At 37.0% G+C, this 22,435-nt stretch carries 18 protein-coding genes and 1 pseudogene; 9 read left to right on the top strand and 10 right to left on the bottom strand.

The genetic code is table 11. The features are described 5' to 3' along the window. The first annotated feature begins 101 nt into the window (after nt 1-101). Complete coding sequence (locus tag ACYQ0E_RS06495) at nt 102-2,735, top strand: methyl-accepting chemotaxis protein (RefSeq protein WP_460187430.1); 2,634 nt, start codon at nt 102-104, stop codon at nt 2,733-2,735. A gap of 98 nt (nt 2,736-2,833) precedes the next feature. Here ACYQ0E_RS06495 and ACYQ0E_RS06490 read toward each other — a convergent pair whose 3' ends face one another. Further along, a complete protein-coding gene (locus tag ACYQ0E_RS06490) occupies nt 2,834-3,724 on the bottom strand; it encodes a LysR family transcriptional regulator (RefSeq protein WP_460187429.1) in 891 nt (296 codons plus the stop codon). A 171-nt stretch (nt 3,725-3,895) separates the two neighbouring features. Here ACYQ0E_RS06490 and metE point away from each other — a divergent pair, with 171 nt between their 5' ends. Next, the gene (gene metE, locus ACYQ0E_RS06485) at nt 3,896-6,250 is read left to right on the top strand and encodes a 5-methyltetrahydropteroyltriglutamate--homocysteine S-methyltransferase (RefSeq protein WP_460187428.1); all 2,355 of its coding nucleotides are present in this window, start codon (nt 3,896-3,898) and stop codon (nt 6,248-6,250) included. A 228-nt stretch (nt 6,251-6,478) separates the two neighbouring features. On the opposite strand, the gene ACYQ0E_RS06480 is transcribed toward metE, so the two are convergent. From ACYQ0E_RS06480 to rimO, 6 genes are all read right to left on the bottom strand, one after another. After that, the gene (locus ACYQ0E_RS06480; protein WP_460187427.1) at nt 6,479-7,360 is read right to left on the bottom strand and encodes a hypothetical protein; all 882 of its coding nucleotides are present in this window, start codon (nt 7,358-7,360) and stop codon (nt 6,479-6,481) included. Nucleotides 7,361-7,448: 88 nt separating this feature from the next. Then, complete coding sequence (locus tag ACYQ0E_RS06475; protein WP_460187426.1) at nt 7,449-8,108, bottom strand: glutathione S-transferase family protein; 660 nt, start codon at nt 8,106-8,108, stop codon at nt 7,449-7,451. A 172-nt stretch (nt 8,109-8,280) separates the two neighbouring features. Then, complete coding sequence (locus ACYQ0E_RS06470) at nt 8,281-8,538, bottom strand: YfhL family 4Fe-4S dicluster ferredoxin (protein WP_460187425.1); 258 nt, start codon at nt 8,536-8,538, stop codon at nt 8,281-8,283. A 4-nt stretch (nt 8,539-8,542) separates the two neighbouring features. Further along, entirely contained in the window at nt 8,543-10,069 is a 1,527-nt protein-coding gene (gene trhP / locus ACYQ0E_RS06465) for a prephenate-dependent tRNA uridine(34) hydroxylase TrhP (protein ID WP_460187424.1), read from the bottom strand. Nucleotides 10,070-10,125: 56 nt separating this feature from the next. Further along, complete coding sequence (locus ACYQ0E_RS06460) at nt 10,126-10,632, bottom strand: DNA-deoxyinosine glycosylase (RefSeq protein WP_460187423.1); 507 nt, start codon at nt 10,630-10,632, stop codon at nt 10,126-10,128. Nucleotides 10,633-11,234: 602 nt separating this feature from the next. Continuing rightward, nucleotides 11,235-12,608: a 30S ribosomal protein S12 methylthiotransferase RimO gene (gene rimO, locus ACYQ0E_RS06455; protein ID WP_460187422.1), complete on the bottom strand. Its 1,374-nt coding sequence runs from the start codon at nt 12,606-12,608 to the stop codon at nt 11,235-11,237. Nucleotides 12,609-12,965: 357 nt separating this feature from the next. Between rimO and ACYQ0E_RS06450 the strand changes: the two genes are divergently transcribed. Next, nucleotides 12,966-13,934, top strand: a complete 969-nt coding sequence (locus ACYQ0E_RS06450) for an IS30 family transposase (protein WP_460186618.1) — start codon at nt 12,966-12,968, stop codon at nt 13,932-13,934. Nucleotide 13,935: 1 nt separating this feature from the next. On the opposite strand, the gene ACYQ0E_RS06445 is transcribed toward ACYQ0E_RS06450, so the two are convergent. Further along, entirely contained in the window at nt 13,936-14,067 is a 132-nt protein-coding gene (locus ACYQ0E_RS06445) for a hypothetical protein (protein WP_460187421.1), read from the bottom strand. Nucleotides 14,068-14,240: 173 nt separating this feature from the next. Between ACYQ0E_RS06445 and ACYQ0E_RS06440 the strand changes: the two genes are divergently transcribed. The 4 genes from ACYQ0E_RS06440 (at nt 14,241) to ACYQ0E_RS06425 (ending at nt 19,628) form a co-directional block, all read left to right on the top strand. Further along, nucleotides 14,241-15,281 (top strand): Fe(3+) ABC transporter substrate-binding protein, encoded by a 1,041-nt coding sequence (locus tag ACYQ0E_RS06440; RefSeq protein WP_460187420.1) that lies wholly within the window; start codon nt 14,241-14,243, stop codon nt 15,279-15,281. A gap of 61 nt (nt 15,282-15,342) precedes the next feature. Beyond that, entirely contained in the window at nt 15,343-16,971 is a 1,629-nt protein-coding gene (locus ACYQ0E_RS06435; RefSeq protein ID WP_460187419.1) for an ABC transporter permease, read from the top strand. Further along, entirely contained in the window at nt 16,964-18,034 is a 1,071-nt protein-coding gene (locus tag ACYQ0E_RS06430) for an ABC transporter ATP-binding protein (protein WP_460187418.1), read from the top strand. The genes ACYQ0E_RS06435 and ACYQ0E_RS06430 overlap by 8 nt, the downstream gene beginning before the upstream one ends. 463 nt (nt 18,035-18,497) lie before the next feature. Beyond that, nucleotides 18,498-19,628 (top strand): carbohydrate porin, encoded by a 1,131-nt coding sequence (locus tag ACYQ0E_RS06425; RefSeq protein ID WP_460187417.1) that lies wholly within the window; start codon nt 18,498-18,500, stop codon nt 19,626-19,628. Between the two features lie 81 nt (nt 19,629-19,709). Here ACYQ0E_RS06425 and ACYQ0E_RS06420 read toward each other — a convergent pair whose 3' ends face one another. Further along, the gene (locus ACYQ0E_RS06420) at nt 19,710-20,150 is read right to left on the bottom strand and encodes a CopD family protein (protein ID WP_460187416.1); all 441 of its coding nucleotides are present in this window, start codon (nt 20,148-20,150) and stop codon (nt 19,710-19,712) included. A 302-nt stretch (nt 20,151-20,452) separates the two neighbouring features. Here ACYQ0E_RS06420 and ACYQ0E_RS06415 point away from each other — a divergent pair, with 302 nt between their 5' ends. Both ACYQ0E_RS06415 and ACYQ0E_RS06410 read left to right on the top strand, forming a co-directional pair. Further along, nucleotides 20,453-20,935, top strand: coding sequence for an FKBP-type peptidyl-prolyl cis-trans isomerase (locus ACYQ0E_RS06415; protein ID WP_460187415.1), 483 nt, complete (start codon nt 20,453-20,455; stop codon nt 20,933-20,935). A 244-nt stretch (nt 20,936-21,179) separates the two neighbouring features. Beyond that, nucleotides 21,180-22,097 (top strand): annotated as a pseudogene (locus ACYQ0E_RS06410) (IS256 family transposase, variant Zn-binding type); the annotation flags it as partial. A gap of 40 nt (nt 22,098-22,137) precedes the next feature. Here the strand turns inward: ACYQ0E_RS06410 and ACYQ0E_RS06405 are convergent. After that, nucleotides 22,138-22,329, bottom strand: coding sequence for a hypothetical protein (locus tag ACYQ0E_RS06405; protein WP_460187414.1), 192 nt, complete (start codon nt 22,327-22,329; stop codon nt 22,138-22,140). Nucleotides 22,330-22,435 lie beyond the last annotated feature (106 nt).

Here is a 22,435-nt window from a genome sequence, read left to right as displayed (position 1 = left end):
TTAAAATGCCGTCTGTCTCAGCTTATATTATTTTATAGCTAAGTATAGTAAACACAATCTGCATTGCGCCATAAAATTTAAGATTCTAAAGGTCTAAAATCATGCTTAATAATTACTCATTAAAAACCAAAGTGCTCATATCTGCGTCACTAATCGGAGTTGTCGCTTCTATTATTTTAGGGGTAGTCATTTACATCACCTCCATTGTACCTATTGAACATAAAGAGAAACAACGAATACTCGATCAAATGACCCGTTACATTGATGGTCAAATTGATTTAAAGGTGCAGGCAGGTATTTTAGGTTCAACCGCCTTATCTATTCAAAAGAGTTTTGTAGATGCGCTTGAGGTTGAAGAACGTGGCGATATTATTCCCGTTATTCAAAATATTGGTGAGAAGTTTAAAAACCAAACTATTTATAAAAACATTCAAACTCTATTAATCACTGCAGATGGACGCGCCTTAGTAAAATCTTGGGATATTAGCAGCTATGGTCAAAACCTAACAAACAACCCTCTTATTAAAAAAGTAATTAAAGAAAAACAGGCTTTTGGTTCACTCGCTATTGGTGCTAGAGGCGTATCTGTCATTGCTCTATCCCCTGTCATTAATGATGGTGAAATGTATGGAATGATTTCAATGATTCAAGGGCTTGCCTCTGTTCGTAAAGCATTTGAAAAAAGCCATGATGGCAATTGGATCATGTTAGTTGATAAGGATTATGTTTCAAAATACTACGGCAAAATGCCCGTTATTGATGACAACATCCCCTTTGGTAAAAAATATCTACTTGCAAATAACAAATGGTTCTCTAAAGACGTAGTCGATTTTGCCAAAAAACATTTTAAGCCTGTCAATGGTAAAAAAGAATCCGTCTATACCGCAGGTAATGAAGTAATTATTGACATACCAGCCTTAGATGCGAGTGGTGAAGTACTTGGTCGTCACCTATTTATTGTTGATAAAGACAAATATGAAGCGCCAATAAATGCCGCAATAAATGCCGCTCAGATTTCACTAGCCGGTATTATTCTTGCCATATTATTACTAACATTCAGTATTATTTGGATTGTAAGTCGTTTAGTTATTACGCCTTTAAAAGCCGTACAAGAAACCACCGATCAAGTATTGCAGACTGGTGACTTCACTATTCGCAGTACGGTTAAATCAAACGATGAAGTTGGTCAAACCTCCGATGCCATTAACCAATTACTAGAACAAATTAGTAATGCATTAAAAGATGCTAATCATACCGTTCATGCAATTTCTCAAGGTGATTTTACACAGCGCATTACGGGCAACTATAACGGCTACCTACAAACCTTAAAAGATGGCATTAATTCAAGTACCGATGCCATTTCATCTGCGATGGATAATCTATCTGTAGCAATGGTTGCTATGAAAGACGGAAATTACAACACCAATATTGATGTAGCTAATTCAAATGGTAGCTTTAAATTAATGCTTGAAAATGCACAACAAGCCTTTAGCGAAACAAACCTTGTTATCTCTGAAATCAATAATGTGATGATGGATATGCAGCAAGGTAAATTTGATGCCCAAGTACAGATTGAAGCAAATGGTGATTTAAATACGCTTAAAATCCATATTAATGAATCATTGCAAAGTCTAAACTCAGCAATTAAAGATATTTCACACGTTGTTACTGCCTTAAGCGCTGGAGATTTAACGCAAACCATTGATAACCAATACCAAGGTGATTTACTTAAACTGAAAGATGCGACTAACCAATCTATTAATAGACTGTCTAGCATTGTTTCTGAAGCCGTACAATCAGGTATTGTTGTAAACAACGAGGCTAACAGCTTATCGCAAGATGCAACCGTTCTGAGTGAAAAAGTACAACAACAAGCGGCGGCCATTGAAGAAACTTCTGCCACAATGGAAGAGATGAATGCCGCAGTACAAAACAACACTGAAAACGCACTACAAGCCTCAGATGTTGTTGAAAAGGTACAAGTTGAATCAGAACAAGCGAGTCAAGTTATGACGCGTACGATTGAAGCCATGAACAGCATTCAAGATTCTAGTAATGAGATTGCCGAAATTGTTACCTTAATTGACAGTATTGCTTTCCAAACCAACTTATTAGCATTAAATGCAGCGGTTGAAGCAGCTCGTGCTGGTGAACATGGTAGAGGCTTTGCCGTAGTTGCTGGTGAAGTTCGTGCCTTAGCTCAAAAATCAGCCGATGCGGCTAAAGACATTAAAACGTTAATTGATTCAAGCGTACAACGCATTGGACAAGGAACGAAATTAGCCAGTGAATCTGGTGATGTAATTCGTGAGATTACTCAGTCAATCAATGATGTAGCAGAAATGATTCATCAAATTAATAGTGCATCACAAGAGCAAGCGGAAGGTGTTTCGCAAGTGCATCAAGCTATTAGTGATATTGACTCTGCAACTCAAGCGAATGCAAGTTTGGTTGATAAAACCACCATGTCTGCCAACAATATGCGTCAACAAGCGAGTGACTTAAATAAAAATATGTCATTCTTTAAAACAAATATCAAACCAAATCATTCAATAAAACCTTCTCATCAAGAGAATAAACCAATACCAAAAGAAGCCATACAACAATCTGCTGCGCCTAAATCAGAAAAAGCCCCAGTAGAGAGCAACAAACCAAAAATCGAAACATATAAACCAAGCGAGCCGAAAACAAGTACGGCAAGTACGGAAAGTTCTGATGAATGGTCTGAATTTTAAAGGATAAAGTTACCGCTTAATCCCTTATATTTTTTTCAAAATCAACACCAAGCCCTTGGATTTATTCAAGGGCTTTTTTTATACATTTTTATCAAGATTTATAGTGTCATTTGATCTGCTATCAACGTAATCATTTCTTGTACATAAGGTTTTACAGTTTGTTCTTTTGGTGTGGCACTATATAACTTAGTCCATAGTCCTTCTTGACCTAAAGAACGCCAAGGCAAATGCTGAAAGTCAGCCTGATTTTCAAGCAACCATTTTGGTAAAACGCAAATTCCTCTACCCAATTCCACCCTTTGCAACATCATTAAAGTCAATTCTGAATAGGTAACTTTATTTGGCTTTATGCCCGCAGGTTCTAAAAAATGACTAAAAATATCTAACTTTTTTTCCGGAACCGGGTAAACAATTAATGTTTGGGTTTCAAAATCAGCTGGCACAAAATACTCTTTACTGAGTAATTCATGATTTGGCGATAAAACTGCGACCAATTCGTAACTAAATAAAGCGGTATATTCAATACCCTCTATTGGCTCTGGGTCTGAGGTCACCACAAAATCAACCTGTTGTAACTGCAACTTTTGTAAAGGTGGTGTATTAAAACTGGGCACTATATCTAAATCAATGCTTGGCCACTTTTCTTGATAAGGGCGCAACAAAGGTAAAAGCCATTCAAAACAAGTATGACAATCAACCCCTATCCATAATCGTCCAAATTCACCCTGCTTTAAAGCCATTAATTGTCTTTCAGCATAATGTACTTTCAATAAAACCTCTTGTGCCGTTTGCAACAATAATTCACCCGCAGGCGTCCATTCAATGGGATGCGTTTTACGTCTAAACAGCTCTAAACCTAACTGCTCTTCAAACAACTTTAATTGATGTGATAAAGCCGACTGTGTCATACAAAGCTTTTCTGCTGCACGGTTAATTGAATTTGTTTCCACTAGAGCTTTTAGGGTTTTTAAATGCTTTATTTCTATCATCTTGCCAATTCCATTGCCTTAAATCTAGTTATCAATTTTATTCATATAAAAGTGAATTTTAATCGATTGTTTTCATATATGTAAAAAATTACACTTTAAACACGGTAAAAATAGACAGCAACTCTTATAAAAGTTGGTTAAACGCAATTTATTTATAAACAAGGATACAACATGACAACGCATAATTTAGGTTACCCACGCATTGGAGATTTTAGAGAACTAAAATTCACTTTAGAGGCATATTGGAAAGGTGAAAAAACATTACAAGAGTTAGAGACTCTTGGTCGAGAAATTCGCTATCAAAACTTTCAAACGCAAATTCAGGCAGGTATTAATTTAATCCCCGTAAATGACTTTGCCTATTACGATCAAATGTTAAATATGAGTACCTTGCTAGGAGTCATTCCAAAACGCTTTCGTCAAGATTCATTTGATATTGAAGTGGCTTTTAGAATGGCGCGAGGTCGCGCACCTTCTGATGATGGTCATGTTTGTTGTCACGGCACCCATGCTGAACAACCTACCACAACCTCAAAAGCAGATTACGCAGGCGCCATGAAAAAATGGTTTGATACCAATTACCATTACATTGTGCCAGAACTGGAAGACGACACTCATTTTGAAATAACCGATACTCGTTTATTTACCGAAGTAGCAGAAGCCTTGTCTTTAAAACATGACAACAGTAATATTGACTTTAAACCCGTATTAATTGGCCCAATTACCTATCTGTATTTAGCTGAAAATAAAGGCAATTTAATTCCTAAATTACAACATTTACCAGGCCTGGTAAAAAGCTATATTCAAATACTAGACAAACTGGCGAGCCAAGGCATTAACTGGGTACAAATTGACGAACCTATTTTAGGTTTAGAGCTTGAATCAGAATGGCAAAATGCCTTTATTGAAACCTATGAATCATTAAGGCATTCTCCCGTTAAAATCTTACTGGCCACCTACTTTGAAACTCTGGGTGACAACCTTAATTTAGCCTGCAATTTACCAGTGGCAGGCTTGCACTATGATGGTATACGTGGTGCCAAACAACTAAATGAATTAGTTGAATTGTATTCACAAGATAAAGTACTGTCTCTTGGTTTAATTGATGGTCGAAATATTTGGAAATCAAATATAAATCAAATCACTATATTGCTTGAAAGAGCAAAAGCTAAATTTGCAGACAACCTTTGGATAGCGCCAAGTTGTTCACTGCTCCATGTACCAGTAAATTTAGAAGCAGAAACCAAAATCAATCCAGAACTTAAAGATTACCTGGCTTTTGCCAAACAAAAATTATCTGAAGTGACTCTTCTCAATAACAACTTAGAAGGTAAAGCCTCTCAACAAGAGCTTGATGACAACACTCGTTCAATTAAGGCTAAGACTCAATCGACTCTAATTCATAACCCTGATGTTCAACAACGTATTGCAAATATTAATCAAATTACCTTAACTCGTGCCAAAACTTTTGTAGAACGTACTCCACTGCAAAAAGCCAAATTTAAATTGCCTTTATTACCCACAACAACTATTGGCTCGTTTCCACAAACACAAGAAATACGCCAAGCGCGTCGTCAATTTAAAAATGGCGAGCTAACGGAAAAACAATACCAACTAGCCATGCAGGCCGAAATAAAAGCCGTATGTGAACGCCAAGAACGTATGGGTATAGATGTATTTGTGCATGGCGAACCTGAGCGCAATGATATGGTGGAATATTTTGGCGAACAATTAGAAGGCTTTGCCTTTACTCAATTTGGTTGGGTGCAATCTTACGGTTCACGTTGTGTTAAACCGCCTATTATTTTTGGCGATGTTTCTCGTCCAAAAGCCATGACTGTTAGCTGGTCACAATACGCACAAAATCAAACCGACAAAATAATGAAAGGTATGTTAACCGGTGCGGTAACAATGTTGCAGTGGTCTTTTGTACGTAATGACCAAAGCCGAGAAACCACCTGTAACCAAATTGCCTTGGCTTTACGTGACGAAGTCTTGGATTTAGAACAAGCGGGTATTCACATGATTCAAATTGATGAAGCCGCTTTGCGTGAAGGTTTACCGCTTAAAAAATCAGACTGGCAAGAATATTTACGTTGGGCCGTTAACAGCTTTAGAATGACCACCTCTGGTGTACAAGATGATACTCAAATACATACTCATATGTGTTATTCAGAGTTTAACGACATTATTGAAGCCGTTGCAAAAATGGATGCGGATGTTATTACAATTGAAACCTCTAAATCGCAAATGAAATTGTTAGATGCTTTTGTTGATTTTAACTACCCAAATGAAATCGGGCCTGGTGTTTACGATATTCATTCACCTAATATCCCAACGGTAGAACAAATGGTTAATTTAATTCAAAAAGCAGCGCAAAATATTGATATAGAAAGACTTTGGGTAAACCCAGATTGCGGGCTAAAAACTCGAGGCTGGAAAGAAACAGAACCGGCCTTAACCAATATGGTTGAAGCGGCTAAAAAACTAAGAAATCAATTTGAAAAATCAACAAAATCTGCATAAGAGGAGTTTGTATTTTTTAATTTAGAATCCCCCTTTGCACAAAAGAGTTGCATGAAAATACGAACAACCTTGCTAGGTTATGACTAAGTAATGCCAATAATAGCCAGCTATTAGTACGTTACTTAACAAAAATCAGGTGAATTTTAGCCATTTTTATCTGTAAGCCTGGCTCGTGCAAAGGTCTCAGTATGATTTAAAGCACAAAAGCCTAAAACAAAGCTTTTGTGTTTACTGTCTATAACCATCCAAACGTTGTAACCAACCTGCTAACCATCTTTGTTCATTTCGCTGCTTGGGAGCAAGCTTTACTCTCAACTGCAAACGAGCCTTTGCCGATTGTATAAAGGCATCTAAAACCACATGATGACTCATTTCGTTTAGATTTTTTTTAGGTAGCGGCATATTTTGCAACACTGAAAACAATCCCCACTGCTCTCCTTGGTATTGTTCGGAATTAGCGCCTACACCTTTAAAATTAATATAATCAATTACCGCAAAACGCCCCTCTTTAAAGCTTAATAACTTATTTATTCGTTGTTTATATAGCATGGCTTTTTTAGGCTGTTTAAGACTTAAAGCATTAAGTGAATCCGTTAATCTGCTTTTGGCTTGTTGGGCAATAAATTCCGCCTGATAACCTTGAGTATTTAACAACCAAAGTCGTAAATCGTGTAACTTTTTATTTGACCAGGCCTGGTAAAAATCATTTTTATTTTGCCACGGCGCAATAAAAGGATCTAATTCATTTAACCACTTTGGTGGGGTTTTATAGTGTGATACAAACTTAACCATAGCTGGAAACGTTTCATGAAACTTGCCTTTTACCAGGCCTGGGTACCAAATAAAATGCCCTATTCCAAATGATGGAAATGCTTCACCTTTACCCCAATAAGTAAGGTATTTTGGGTTAGAAGCACATTCATTTTGATAAATGCGCTGACCAATCCAATCTAATTCATTATTGGTTAATTTTGGTACTTTAAGAAAAGCAGAGCCGTTTTGATTTTGCTCAGCAACGCTTGATTGATTTGTCTTGTTTGCTTGATTTATTGGTTTGACCAAAATGGTAGTATCACTGGCAAAACTTGTTTGAACGGCTAAAGCAAACATAACAAAACTTATTAGAACCCGTGGCAATCTATTGATTTTATTAAGCATTTATTGCATTTAACCTTACTTTATAAGCACTGGTAAAAATTTATAACAATGAAGCTAAATAGCCATCCATTGTTTTAATCATACCTTTGTACATGTCGGGCAGTTCTGCAACAACCGAGTGTTTAACACTTTGCATAGCTAATAAATTGTGAGACCAGTTGGCCATTTTAGGTGTGTCAGCTAATAGGTTAATATTAGTTAAGTTTTTAATAAAATCTATTCGCATAAACATCGGAGCATAAGCCGCGTCAATCATATTAAAATCGTCACCATTAAAATAAGCACCGCCTGAATGTACCGCTTCGAGTTGTTTAAGTTTTTGCAAAACAACAGCGCGTTTTTCATTAGAAACGGCTTCATCTTTACTGGTTGTCATTCCGTGCATCGCCATTAAAATATCGCCACCAAAACTAATCCACGCACGATTTTTAGCCTTAATAAATGCATCAACGGGTTGCAATGAAGGTGGGGTAATTTCGTCTACATATTCTTGAATAACGGATGATTCAAATAACACATCATCCCCAACTTTTAAAACCGGCACCTGCCCTAATGGAGAAACCTCTTTAAACCATTCTGGTGGATTATTTAAATCAATATAAGTAATATCAAAATCAATATTTTTTTGCTTTAAAACAATCACGGCTCTTTGAACAAACGGGCAAAGTTTAAAACTAATAAGCTCTAATTTTGGTGTCATGGCAATTCCTTATACTTACATTGTGCTTATATTATGCTTACAGAAATAAAACGTTAAAAACATCTTAACCTTTAAGCTCAGCTAGGTAAACCGTTCAGCTACACTAAAATACGCCTGTAAATTTAAGGCAAAAAAAATGCCACATATAATGTGGCATTTGATTTAGACATTTTTAAATTTTATCGCTCTTAACAAGTTCGGTAAATTTCTCGTAAAGCGTATCGTGATCTTCAACTCTATCTGGATCTTTTATTATCACGTCCAAAGGACAGACGCTAATACAGGTTGGAGTGTCATAAAACCCAACGCATTCAGTGCATAAGTCAGGATTAATCTCATAGATTTTCTCACCCATATAAATCGCTTTATTTGGGCATTCAGGCTCACACATATCGCAATTAATACAGCCTTTAAGAATCTTTAAAGCCATGAAATTATCCGTTTGCCTTTGCCGCTGAACGATTAATTAAGTCTTTAGCTTCTTGCTCTTGTTTGACTTTTTTAGCGGCCGAATCACGTTTAACATCCCCACCCCAAGACTCATTACGCATCACTAAACAGAACTTAAGTACCGATTCATCTAAGTCTTTAAATGGGTTAGGAATACGCACCAACCAACCAGAACCTTTAGCACAATCCACCACTTCATCATGGTGTGTTTGCATATGGTCTAACACCAAAGAAACGTTTCCTGCTGGGCTCATAATTTCAATTGAGTCACCTACGCAGAATTTGTTTTTAACATCCACTTCGAGGAAAGATTTACCATCGCGTTCAACCACACCGGTTACTTCACCCACAAAACGTTGGCGTTCTGATTTAGACACACCGTATTCATAGTTTTGATATTCAGAATGTACATGGCGACGTAAAAAGCCTTCGGTATAACCACGGCTGGCTAGGCTTTCTAAATCGGTTAATAAGGTTTCATCAAACGCTTTACCTTCTAAAGCATCATCAATTGCTTTACGATACACCTGTGCAGTACGAGCCACATAATAATGTGACTTGGTACGGCCTTCAATTTTAAGTGAATGTACACCCATATCAACTAATTCAGGAATTAGTTCAACCGCACGTAAGTCTTTTGAGTTCATGATATAAGTACCATGTTCATCTTCAAATGCCGGCATTAATTCACCAGGGCGACCTTCTTCTTCAAGCAACATAGCCACTTCTGTCGTGTCGCCAATACCCAATGTTGGTTCTGGTGAATAAGTTGTTACTTCAGGAGCCTCACGTTCAGTACTGCCCGTTAAGTCAGTGATATTGGCCACTTCAATGCGTGGTGTACCAACAATGTCGCCCGTTACATCCTCTTTGGCTTCATAGGTGTTGTAGTTCCAACGACACGCATTGGTACAAGTTCCTTGGTTAGCATCACGTTTATTAATGTAACCAGACAATAAACAACGACCAGAATAGGCAATACATAAAGCACCGTGAACAAACACTTCGAGTTCCATCTCGGGCACTTTTTCACGAATTTCACGAATTTCTGCAATAGACAGTTCACGAGATAGCACCACACGGCGTACGCCATTTTGGTACCAAAACTTTACTGTAGCCCAGTTTACCGCATTGGATTGAACCGATAAATGAATCTCTTGTTCTGGAAATTTTTCATGCACCATGGCAATTAAACCAGGGTCAGACATAATCAAGGCGTCTGGCTTCATCGCAATAACGGGTTCAATGTCTTTCATGTAGGTATTAACTTTAGAGTTATGTGCGGCAATGTTACTCACCACATAAAACTTCTTACCTAACTCATGAGCACGGGCAATACCTTTTGCTAAATTCTCTTCATCAAACTCATTATTTCTTACACGTAAGCTATAGCGTGGTTGACCTGCATAAACCGCATCGGCTCCATAAGCAAATGCGTATTCCATGTTTTTTGTTGTACCTGCTGGTGATAACAGCTCAGATACAACTTGTTTTTGATTTTCTGCTTCCAAGGCAAATCTCCAAAATAATAAGTTGATAAATGAATAAATAAATTAAGGGCGGTATTTTAAACTAAATGCGATAATTTTTCTTGCCAAAACAACTGTTTATCTTTAAATTTCATTGCCGCATTCGCTGGGCTGGTTGAGGGCAAGACAATATATTGAATATCTGCAGGCAAATTTTGTTTTTTTAAAACGTGTTGTTTAAATAGTTGTTGGGCTTTTTGGCCATTAAACACCACGGTTTTAATATTGGGGAAACGATTGAAAAGCTGTTCAAAATCATTCGCTACGGGTTGTTTAATCGCACTATCTAAACTACCAGGCCTATCACAACTGGCTAAAACATCCCAAAGTACCAGGCCTGCTAATTTCACTAATTGTGTTTTATCTTCTTGAGTTTGAATAGTGTGATTAACCAAACTGCACATAATTGGCCAAAAGGCGTTTCTAGGGTGTGCGTAATAAAACGCTTGGTTTAATGATTCAACACTCGGCATGGTGCCTAAAATCATCCAATGAGGATCTTCAGATGCAATATAAGAAAAGCTTTTACAGTGATTTTGATTCATAAGTTAGTTCTATAAATGTAGTCTTATAAAATGCTGAATTTACTATTTAATTCTAAGCTGTGCCCTCTCCACTCAGCATGGCCACAGAACATACCAGGCCTGGTAAATCGCATAACCAACAACAATAAATAGTATGTAATTACACTTGTTTTAGCAGTACAAAAGAAATAAATAATTTTTATTAGGAACGTTTTTCAGTTAAAAGCCATCATTAAGCTTTGTTTTTAAGTAAATGCTTGGGCAAATACCCCAAATCCCCTTGTAATAAATGGTGCAAAGTTCTTAGCGTAGAGAACGGTTAAACAATCTCGACTGTCCGAAGCTGAGCTTGCTCAGCAAGTTGCGAGATTGTCTCGGCTCTTCAGCCGAGTTCTTCGTTTCAGTGAACAGCTTAGAACTTGCCCATTTATGGAGCGGGGTGCCCTTTTTCTGGTTACTCTTTTTAGGCAAGTAAAAAGAGTAACGGGAAGCCTTATAGAAAATATCAAGGCAAAGTCATTAGGTTAAAAAGGCTTCTCAACTTTTGTGTAATGTCAGATTAAGTTAAATTTTTTACAAATAAAGACAATCAATAATCAAACATCAACCATTAATGATAAAACTCACCCTAATTCAATATAAGAGCTGACTTGGTCTACAAATTCTTCTACGGGTTTTGCCCATAGGTCGTATTCGTCTGCGCCAATAATTTCTACGGTGACAAACTGGCCTGGTACAAGATGAAAGGCATCATCAATAAACACCATGCCATCAATTTCTGGCGCGTCGGCCATTGAGCGTGCTACGGCGCCTTTATCGTCAATTTCATCCACTAGCACTTTCATGATTTTACCGACTTTAGCTTGCATTTTTTCAGCACTAATACGTTGCTGTAATTGCATAAAGCGGTCATAACGTTCTTGCTTAATTTCATCCGGTACAGGTTCAGCAATGTCATTAGCCACGGCTCCTGTAACTGGTGAATACTGAAAACACCCTACGCGATCAAGCTGCGCTTCTTCTAAAAAGTCTAAAAGATCCTGAAACTCTTCTTCTGTTTCACCCGGAAAGCCTACAATAAAAGTTGAACGAATCGTTAAATCGGGTACCGCTTCACGCCATCTTTTAATACGTTCTAGTGTTTTCTCAACTGTTCCTGGTCGCTTCATGGCTTTTAATACACGTGAATTAGCGTGTTGCAATGGCATATCTAAATAAGGCAAAACTTTACCTTCTGCCATTAATGGAATCACATCTTCAACATTGGGATAAGGATAAACATAATGTAAACGTACCCAAAAATTATCTACGCCACCTAATTCACCCAAAGCTTCTGATAAACCGACCATTGAGGTTTTGGTTGGACGTCCTTCTGCAAATTCTGTTTTGTATTTTACGTCTACACCATAAGCGGCGGTGTCTTGAGAAACCACTAATAACTCTTTAACACCTGCTTCTTTTAAACGTTTGGCTTCATTAATCACATCAGCCACAGGGCGACTGACTAAATCACCACGCATTGAAGGAATAATGCAAAAAGTACAACGGTGATTACAGCCTTCGGATATTTTTAAATACGCAAAATGCTTTGGGGTTAATTTAATACCTTGAGCAGGAACCAAATCCACAAACGGATTATGAGCAGGCGGTGCAATAACATCATGTACGGCAGATAACACTTCTTCATAAGCCGCTGGGCCAGAAACGGCTAATACTTTAGGGTGAACCTCGGTAATTTCATCGGCTCTTGCACCTAAACACCCTGTCACAATCACTTTGCCGTTTTCTTGCAAGGCTTCACCAATTGTGTCTAAAGATTCTTGCACCGCGCTGTCTATAAAACCGCAGGTATTTACAATCACCGTATCGGCATCTTGGTAGCTATTGGTAAGCTGATAACCTTCTGTGCGTAACTGGGTTAATATGCGTTCGCTATCAACAGTTGCTTTTGGGCAACCTAAACTAATAACACCAACGGTGGGTTGTGACTGTGACATGTATATAACTCCAAAAATGAATGCGCTTATTTTAACGTAAACAATCACATTAATCTTGGTGTTATTGCAAAGAGAGCGCTTTACTTTTTTAGTAATTAAACGCCGTGTAAAAACCTAATTAACTTGAAACGCAATATTATTGGTTGTTAAGCAATTCATATCACCAACCTCAGTGTGTGATTGGCAGCTTTTTAAGCAATACTCTCTTGCATCGCATTGCGCGCAATTTTCTGGCTTGCATAATTTAAGACAAAGCTTTTTTAAGTCTCGCGGATTCGGATAATAACTGCAATTTGGAAATAGGAAGAGCCAGTTGAGCTAAACTCACAGGCTTTTCCCGACCAAGAGAATTGCAAAATGAGTTATAGCCAACTGACTGAGTGTCAAAGATACCAGATTTACGCATTATTGAAAGAGAGATTGTCACAAAAAGCGATTGCCGAAAATATTGGATGTCATCCTTCTACCATCAGTCGAGAATTAAAGAATAATCGTGGTAAGCGTGGTTATCGCCCTAAACAAGCTCATTCCTTGAGTGTGAAGCGACGTAAAACCGCAAAAAAACGAATCAAATTGATTCCAAAGGTACAAGAAGCGATACGAAGTCTCATTAAACAAGACTTAAGTCCAGAACAGGCGGCAGACTACATTAAAAAACAGCTCAACATTTCGCTTCATCATGAAACTATCTACCAGTTCATTTATGAGGATAAGGCGGAAGGTGGACAGCTCTACAAGCACCTGCGTATAGCCAATAAACCCTATCGTAAGCGTTATGGAGGTTATGATTGTCGAGGTCAAATTGTTAACCGAGTCTCGATTGATGAACGACCTAAAGTCGTCGATGAAAAGATTCGAATTGGAGACTGGGAAGGCGATACGATCATTGGCAAAGGTCATAAAGGTGCACTATTAACCCTCGTGGAGCGAAAGACGCTTTACACCATTATTGTGCCATTACAGGGTAAGTTCGCAGACAAACTCAAAGAAGCCGTTATTGCTGTATTAGAACCACTCAAAGAGCGTGTGCATACGATAACGTATGATAATGGCAAAGAGTTTGCAGAACATAAGGCCATGGCAGAGGCATTGGACGCACAAGTGTTTTTTGCCCACCCTTATGCCTCATGGGAAAGAGGCATAAACGAAAATACGAATGGATTGATACGGCAGTATTTTCCTAAAGGCACTGACCTAAGGAGCATCACTCAAGAGCAAGTTCAATTTGTGATGGACAGATTAAATAATCGTCCTCGAAAAACACGAGGTGGTAAAACACCCAATGAATTATTTATGGGGCTGCAGGTAGATTTACTTGCAGCATAATTTAGAAATTGCGGTTATTACTTGAATCCGCGTCTTTTTTGCTCTGTTCATCTAAACAATTTACTTCGCTAGGTGTTAATAACCCTTGATTAAATAGCTTAGCCATAACTGACAAACTTAACTCTACTTTCATTGTGTCTCCCGCCATCTTTATAACTTAATGATTTCACTTTATACTAAATATTAACCATTATCATTTACATTTAGATTATAACCAATTAAACTACGTTGTAAATAGTAATTAAACAATGGTTAATACTTTTGACTAAAAGCTATCGCTTTATATTAAATTTAGGAAATAACTCTATGAAATTATTCAACACAAAACTATTATCAAGCTTAATATTAAGTAGCGCTATGGTTTTTCCTATTGGGTATTCTTCCGCAGCTAATGCAGAAGAAGTTAACGTATACTCTGCCCGTAAAACTCAACTAATTAAACCTTTATTAGATAAATTTGCTAATGAAACAGGTATAACAGTTAACCTAATAACCAGTAAAGCGGATGCCTTGGTAAAAAAACTTGAATCTGAAGGTCGTCGCTCTCCAGCAGATATTTTTATTACTACTGATGCTGGTCGTCTACACAGAGCTAAAGAGCTTGGTTTATTACAAGCGGCAATATCTAAAGACTCTTTAAATAAAGTACCTACCAATTTAAAAGATATTGATAACCAGTGGTTAGCTTTAACTACCAGAGCGCGCGTAATTGTTTATAAAAAAGACAAAGTAAATCCTTCGGAACTGTCTACCTATGAAGAACTAGCGGACCCTAAATGGAAAAATCGTATTTGTATCCGTTCTTCTTCCAATATATACAACCAGTCACTGGTTGCCTCTATGATTGCTGCTGATGGTGAAGAAAAAACTCAACAATGGGCTAATAAATTTGTAGAAAACTTTGCTCGTAAACCTAAAGGCGGAGATAGAGATCAAGTTAAAGCCGTTGCGGCAGGTAAATGTGATATTGCCATCGTTAATACTTATTACCTAGGCCAAATGCTTAACGGCAAAGATCAAGATCAAGTTAAAGCAGCACAACAAGTTGGCATTTTTTGGCCAAATCAAAATGACAGAGGCACACATATCAATGTAAGCGGTATTGCCATTACCAAATCGGCTAAACACATTAAAAATGCCAATAAACTGATTACGTTTTTACTGACTGAACAAGCACAAGATTGGTATGCACAAAGCAATAATGAATACCCTGTTGTAGCGAATGTTGAAGCCAGCGACACATTAAAATCTTGGGGTAATTTTAAAAGTGATAGTTTAAATATGTCACAACTCGGTATTAACAACCCAAAAGCAGTGCGTCTAATGGATAAAGCAAACTGGCGATAATGGTAATTTTTAATTATTTATAACTAGAAAACCTCGATTTAGGAACCAACAGAATCTATACATGAAAAACACCCCGCGTATTTGGTTACTATCTTCATTTGTTATTGCTTTATTAATGACCACACCTATTTGGGTGTTGGTCACTTTTCTTTTTGAGCCTGGCAATGAAAACTGGCAGCACCTTATTGATACGCTGTTACCAGAATATATCCTAAACTCAATTCTTTTAATGTTAGGCGTAAGTATTGGCACCTTATTATTAGGTGTGCCCACCGCTTGGCTAATCAGTCATTACCAGTTTTGGGGGCGTAAATGGTTTCAGTGGGCACTGTTACTGCCTTTAGCGATGCCTGCCTACATAACGGCTTATACTTACACTGGCGTTTTAGAGTTCGAAGGACCCGTTCAAACTTTATTGCGTGAAATATTTAGCCCATCTATTTCAAACTGGTTTCCAGAAATCCGCACACTGGGCGGTGCCATTATTCTATTTTCTTTTGTGCTTTACCCCTATGTGTATCTATTAAGTCGTAGTGCTTTTGGATCTCAAAGCCAACAAGCTTTAGACGTTAGTAAAACCTTGGGCGTATCGCCTCTTAAAAGCTTTTGGATGATTGCTATCCCTATGGCCAGGCCTGCCATTATTGCAGGGGTTACTTTAGCCTTAATGGAAACCTTAGCTGATTTTGGTGCTGTGCAACACTTTGGCGTAGATACTTTTACCACCGGTATCTACCGAACTTGGTCAGGATTGGGCGATACCACAACAGCGGCTCAACTATCTTTAATATTGTTAGTTTTTGTTGCCAGCCTTATTGCTATTGAACGCTGGTCACGTAAACAGCAACGCTACTTTACCAATAGTAATACATCGCAAAAACACAACCTTATAAAACTTCAAGGTCATAAAGCTAAAATAGCGTTTGTTATTTGTCTTTTTCCTATTCTTATAGGTTTTTTAATTCCGTCATTACAACTTTTATATTGGTCTATTACCACGGCCGAAACCAACTTTAACAGCGACTTTGTAAACCTAATCTTTAACAGCTTATCGCTAGCTTTAATTACGGCAATAGTCACCTTAGTTATTGCATTATTACTTGCTTATTCAAAGCGTTTATCGCCCTCAAAATGGATTAAACAAAGTGTGCAACTTTCGCATTTTGGATACGCCATTCCAGGTACAGTATTGGCTATTGCCATTTTAATTCCGCTTGCTGGGCTAGATAAATGGATTGATGATTTCTTTTATGATCATTATCAAATATCAACAGGCCTTATTTTTTCAGGCACCCTCTTTGCCTTAGTTATGGCCTACAGCATTCGTTTTTTATCGGTCGCTTTACAGTCTGTTGAATCGGGTTTGCAGCAAATTAAACCCAGCATGGATGATTCTGCTAAAACTCTGGGGGCATCTAACTGGCAACTACTTCAGCGAATTCATATTCCACTACTACAAAGCAGTTTACTTACGGCATTGATTTTAGTGTTTGTAGAGGTGTTAAAAGAACTGCCCACCACGTTAATATTGCGACCTTTTAATTTTGATACTCTAGCCATTAGAGCTTACGAAATGGCTGCCGATGAACGTTTGGCAGACGCAGGTTTGCCTGCACTATTAATTGTATTAACCAGCTTAATACCTGTTATATTTTTAAGTAAACTGATGGAAAAAAACCAACATGCCTGAACTTACTCTCTTTCAAGTTAAAGCAAACCATGCTAATCAAGCTGTTATTCAAGGGGTTGATTTACATTTAAAAGACAAAGAAATTGGCTGTCTATTAGGCCCAAGTGGCTGCGGAAAAACCACCTTGCTTAGAGCAATAGCAGGCTTACATGATATTGAAGATGGTGAAATTCATTTAGGTAAAAACTGCCTATCGACATCTACACACAATATAACCACTGAAAAACGTCAAATAGGCATGGTTTTTCAAGATTACGCCTTATTTCCACACATGACCATCTATGAAAACATAGCATTTGGGTTAAATAACAGTACCAACAAAGACAAACAGAAACGCGTTCAACAGTTATTAGAACTGGTTGATTTACCAGATGTAGCCAATCGTTACCCTCACCAATTATCGGGTGGTCAACAGCAACGCATTGCTTTAGCAAGAGCCTTAGCACCCAAACCTAGCTTATTATTAATGGATGAACCATTTTCTGGGCTAGATATCGACCTTAGAGAATCACTTGCTCGTGAAGTAAGAGGTATTCTGAAAGCAGAAGGTATAAGTGCCTTAATGGTTACCCATAATCAAAACGAAGCCTTTGCTATTGCCGATTCGGTAGGCGTCATGAACGGTGGCAAACTTTTGCAGTGGGATACCGCTTACCGTCTGTACCATGAACCTAAACACCCTTTTATTGCTGATTTTATTGGTCAAGGCTCACTAATCAGTGGTTCAGTATGCGATTGTCAAGCCGTACATACAGAACTTGGCATACTCAAAGCACGTTTACCTTTTGGTGTACAGGCTGGCGAGCAAGTCTCTGTTTTGGTTCGTCCAGACGATATTTTGCATGACGATAGTAGTGACTGGAAACTTGAAGTCATTAGCCGAGCCTTTAGAGGCTCACACTTTTTGTTCACATTAAAACTACCAAGTGGTGAAAAAGTACTGTGTATGAGTCAATCTCATCACGACCACCCCGTCGGTTCAAAAATTGGTATAAAACTCGAGATGGATCATGCCATTGTTTTTCAAATTCAAAGAACAGAGAAACAAATTATTAATATTTGACACAATATATTTGTTTCAAATTAAGGTCATTTACCTTATTTAATAAAAGTAAAAATGTTTTAAGTAGAGGCTTTTTCACAAGTGAAGCACCTAGAAAAAATGCGATAAAATTTTTATTTTATGGCGAATAATGCAGAAAATAGCACGTTATTAGCAAATTATTAGCTAGTTATTCAATAAAAATCTGGTGAAATTTAGCTATTTTAAACTTCACCCAAAGTCTCAAATAAACACACCCCATACTTTATAACCCATCTGTCATTAGTTCCTAATTGTATAAAACTTTAAAATGTATAAACAATTACTAATACAAATAAAAACAATTCCTATTATCATTGACTTTACTCTGTTTAATTTACTACAATAGAAAACAAAAATAACCTACATGCAAATACCCTAAGTCATGAAAACGGGTTAATGATCGATAAATAAAAAATTAAACTTTGAAACCAGTAATTAGCCCATGAAGAAATCTAATAAAAACCTCAAAATTAAACCCTCTATTTTGCATACCGCTCTATTTATAAGTAGTAGCGCACTACTCTTACCGCCTGTGGTTCATGCTGAAAACGACATAAGTTATGAGGCAAGCGTTAATCTTATTCATCAACAGCCCAACACAGCAAAACTAGAATCAAACACCTCTTTATCAGCGGATTTAGTGATAATAAAACCAACTCAAAATGGTGAATGGAATCTTCATCTTGAAGCCTCAAACACCCCAATAACAGATGGTATAGCTAACGTAATACAAGATAGTAATTCAGATTCTGGATCTTCTTTAGATAATCGTGATGAAGGCCGCATACAGATTTCTGAATTCAATTACCGACATAACTTTACTGATCGGTTAAATGCGACGTTAGGATTGGTTGATGCCACCTCTTTTTTAGATAGTAGCGAAATTATGAACGACGAAAATCATAATTTTATTAGTCCATCATTAGTGAATAACCCAGTAATAGATTTTCCAGATTATGTTTTAGGGGGCGCGGTTGAATATGCCACCAGTCAAAACACATCGGCTCGTTTATTTGTTTCATCTACTCACGGTATTGCAGACAATAATTCCAGAAATTATGCGAGCTTATTTGAAGTTAATGATGATGAGAAAGGCCTATTTAGTGCCATAGAATTTCAATATAAAAAAGACAACTTCTTCTTTAACACTGGCGCTTGGCTACACAATGGAAAACACGAAGCGTTAAATGATCCGCAAGAAAATGATCTATCAAACTATGGTGGTTATTTAACCAGTGGCTATCAGTTTAAACAACATCAATTTGAAACACGCTTTGGAGTCGCCAACCCTAAGGTTTCTTCAGCAAAACAGTTTTTTTCAGCCGCGTACCAGTTTAATACCGATGCTTGGAACTTAGGTATAGGCTATAGTTCTACACAGTTTTCCCACTCTTTAATCACCCCACAAAAAGCAGCGGAAACGGTTGAAACCTACCTACACATTCCTATAAATTCGCATTGGCATATTACGCCTTCACTACAGTTATTTAAACACCCTAACTATGATTCACAAACAATTCAGTTAGACTCTACCGCAATGAGTGCTAATGTTCGATTAAACTATACCTTTTAAGTTTGTACATTCTTAAAATAGAAACAAAAAAGCCGTTTTACCAGGCCTGGTAAAACGGCTTTTTTATTGATAAGTAATAGGTTAGAAAGGCTTAAGTACAACCAATACTAAAATAATAAAGGTTAATAATAAAGGTATTTCATTTGCCCAACGGTAATAAACACCGCTGTGGTTTAAATGCCCTTCTTGCATTTCTTTCATGCGTTTTTTGGTCCACATGTGATAAGCCAGCATTAATAATACAAAAACAATCTTAGCGTGTAACCAACCCATGCCTTGAGCAAGTGGCCAGTAAGCAAGCCATAACCAAATACCGGTACCAATGGCCAGCATCATCATAATAGTCATAAAACCATATAATTTCTTAGCCATAATCGCCAAACGAGCCACATCTTGCCCTGCTTCTTTGCCCTCAACAAAATGCACAAAAATACGCGGTAAATAAAAAATACCCGCCATCCATGACATCATAAATAATATGTGAAAAGTTTTTAACCACAACATATCGTTCAACCACACCATACTGTTTGCTCCAATATTAAGTAAAAATTTACTGACTTATAATACCTTTTTTAAGCATTAAATGGCTAAGTCTTCAATAAAAACAGAAAATTTCAATATCCTCGTCATAATTCCTTTACCAAAACTCAAGACATATTCGCAAATTCATTAATTATTCCATCTAAAACGTGTACAAATAAAAATGAGACGTTATGATAAACAACAAATATATATTCAAACGAATATCTTTTCTTTTAAGCTTAATAAACTCGCCAAAATAATGAGTTTACTTAACATCAGATTAAATAATTAGGACAATTGCAATGAGCATTCAACAAGATAAAGTAGCATTAATTGAATACACACTAACCAACCAACACGGTGAGCAAATTGATGCTTCAAATGGTAACCCTTTAGCTTATCTGCATGGTCACCAAAATTTAATACCTGGCTTAGAAGCTGAACTTGAAGGTAAAGCCGTTGGTGATAAATTTACAGCCAACATTCCTGCTGAACAAGCTTATGGTGAACGCGTAGATGCTTTGGTACAAACAGTACCAAGCTCAATGTTTCAAGGCGTTGAAGAGTTAGAAGTTGGTATGCGATTTGAAGCTCAGTCTGAACAAGGTATGCACTCAGTTGAAATCACTGCGATTGAAGATGATCAAGTGACTGTAGATGGTAACCACCCTCTTGCTGGAGAAGCTTTAACGTTTGAAATTGAGGTGGTTGGTTTACGTGATTCAACACCTGAAGAAGTAGAGCATGGCCACGCACACGGCGAAGGTGGACATGAACACCAATAAAATCTGTTAACTAAATTTTTAATGGTTTAACACTTTATTAAACCGTTAGATTTTTTGTTTACATTATAAAAAATGAGCAAAAAAGCACCAGCCTTTTTGCTCATTTTTTTTATCTTTAAACACATTAAATCTGAGTTAATGAAAAAAATAGGGGTCTGTTTTTAGATGTAACCTGTTTAAAATAAAGGGTTTTTAGGTAAACTTTTAAAATGAGTTTTAAAAGTTTGCGAAAAAATGCCCTAAATGCACCTCAAATAGAACCAAAAAGGCAGGCAAGCGTAACGGTATCCAGCGTTACTTTTGTCACGTCTGCCAATCAAAATTCCAGCTCAAACGAAAGCCTAAAAAACACATCGATAAAGTCTTTAAGGAATACTTCTATCAAAGACAGACACTTCAATGTTTGGCCGATAAATACAAAGTAAGCATCCCCACTATTCGGTCATGGATTTCACAATATACCCCAACAAAAACTACCCCAATTCCAAGAGATATTATCCTCATTGCAGATGCTACTTTTTTTGGTAAACGCATCGATAAGTTTGGCGTACTTGTGTTTAAAGATGCCATCACATCTAAGGTACTCTGCTGGCGTTATATTCAAACAGAAACAATTCAAGATTACATCGTTTTAAAGCAAGAATTAGAGGATCAAGGATTCAATATAAAAGGTGTCGTACTGGATGGACGAAGAGGCTTAATTCAAGCGTTTGAAGGAATTCCTGTTCAATTATGTTTATTCCACATACAAGCGACTATTACACGTTATTTAACAAAAAATCCCAAGCTAATGCCTGCAAAAGATTTAAAAGAAATCGCTGGATATATTCAATATGTTGACGAAGATTTATTTAAAGAAATGTTGGAAGAATGGTTTTCAAAACACGAAGCATTTTTAAAAGAAAAAACATTTCATGAGCATTCAAATCGATGGAGTTATAAACATCGCAGAGTAAGGTCCGCTTATCGAAGTTTGAAAACAAATATAGCATTTATATTTACTTATCAAAAACGCAAACGGCTTCAAATCCCAACCACCACAAATGGACTTGATGGCGGGGTATTTTCACCAGTAAAAAACTTACTTAGTGCGCATAAAGGAATGAATTTTGAGTTAAGAAAAAAGCTGATAGATGACTTTCTAAATACCTTACAAAAATAATGGTATCAGACCCCCGTTTTTTTCATTAACTCTTAAATCTCTATTTTTTACCATAAACTTTAGGGGTTTCTGAATCAAATGCCCAACTAAAATTTTGATTTTTATAGGTTTCCACTACCTTCTGACTATTCTGTTTTTCAATTTTTTCACTTCCATCAAATGCCCACGTATCCGCTAAAACCGCACTAGGAAAAGAAAAGACAACAACTGCTAAAATTATTAGATTCTTCATTTTTTTCACCTTTATTAAATAACTCGGTATTCATATTAATACTTACTAATATAGAATGCAATATTTTATGTATTTTTTTTACATTTAAAATATTGACCGATAAAAA

The sequence above is a fragment of the Thiomicrorhabdus hydrogeniphila genome, from assembly GCF_054656895.1.
Note: the sequence above shows the minus strand (reverse complement) of the source record. Positions and strands in the feature narration are given on the sequence as shown.